Source organism: Antarcticimicrobium sediminis (genome assembly GCF_004348975.1).
Taxonomy (GTDB): Bacteria; Pseudomonadota; Alphaproteobacteria; order Rhodobacterales; family Rhodobacteraceae; genus Antarcticimicrobium; species Antarcticimicrobium sediminis.
Window position 1 is genome coordinate 1 of the sequence record NZ_SMFP01000058.1, and the last position, 958, is coordinate 958.

1 protein-coding gene and 1 pseudogene are annotated in these 958 nt (G+C 62.0%); both read left to right on the forward strand.

Translation table 11 applies throughout. The features are described from left to right. A pseudogene (locus E1B25_RS21980) lies at positions 1-169 on the forward strand (IS21 family transposase); the annotation flags it as partial. Then, positions 99-827: an IS21-like element ISPkr1 family helper ATPase IstB gene (gene istB / locus E1B25_RS21985; RefSeq protein WP_132831687.1), complete on the forward strand. Its 729-nt coding sequence runs from the start codon at positions 99-101 to the stop codon at positions 825-827. The pseudogene E1B25_RS21980 and the gene istB, both read left to right, overlap by 71 nt. The last annotated feature ends 131 nt before the right edge of the window (positions 828-958 follow it).

A 958-nucleotide genomic window follows, 5' to 3' on the forward strand; every position in this document is an offset into this window, starting at 1 on the left:
GCCGCCGCCGCTGACCATAGATACGCCCGACGCGCTGCGACTGACCTGCGAGCCTGTGGCCGACTGCAAACGCTATGACAGCCTAAGGAGACCCAACCATGGAAAGATCACAAGTGCTGGACGCGATGAGCCAGCTGAAGCTCTACGGGATGAAAGCCGCCTACGATGAGACCATCGCCACGGCGGTGAAGCGCCAGCACGAACCGCAACAGATCATCGGCGATCTGCTGAACGCCGAGATCAGCGAGAAGCAGGCGCGTTCGATCAAATACCAGATGACCATCGCCAAGTTGCCGCTGGCCAAGGAAATCGACGAGTTCGTCTTCGAGGGCACGCCGGTCAACGAAACACTGGCCCGGGATCTGGCCAGCGGGGAGTTCCTCGACCATCAGCGAAACGTCGTCCTCATCGGCGGCACCGGGACCGGCAAATCCCACCTTGCCGTGAGCATCGCCCGGGCGTGCATCCGGCGCGGCAAGCGGGGACGCTTCTTCAACGTCGTGGACCTGGTGAACAAGCTCGATGCCGAAGCTCGTGCCGACCGACAGGGGCGCACGGCAGACCTGCTATGCCGCCTCGACTTCCTGATCCTCGACGAGCTCGGCTATCTCCCCTTCGCGCAGACCGGCGGCCAGCTGCTGTTCCACCTCGTCAGTCGCCTCTACGAACGAACCTCGATCATCGTGACGACCAACCTCGACTTCGGTGAATGGCCATCGGTCTTCGGAGACGCCAAGATGACGACAGCGCTACTTGATCGCCTTACCCACCACTGCGACATCGTCGAAACCGGCAACGAGAGCTGGCGCTTCAAGACCAGGGAGTAACCCAGGCCCTGCTGGCCCGACGCGGCTGCGCTGTGTGATGGCTACACCGCATCGGGCCAGCTACCCCTGCGCAAAATAAAGGGGTCATTTTTGGGCGCCGATAGGGGGTCAGGATTGCATGCCGATTGACA

Bases quoted from the DNA above. Each gene is read 5' to 3' on its own strand.
- istB (WP_132831687.1), top strand. From the start codon at position 99: ATGGAAAGATCACAAGTGCTGGACGCGATGAGCCAGCTGAAGCTCTAC.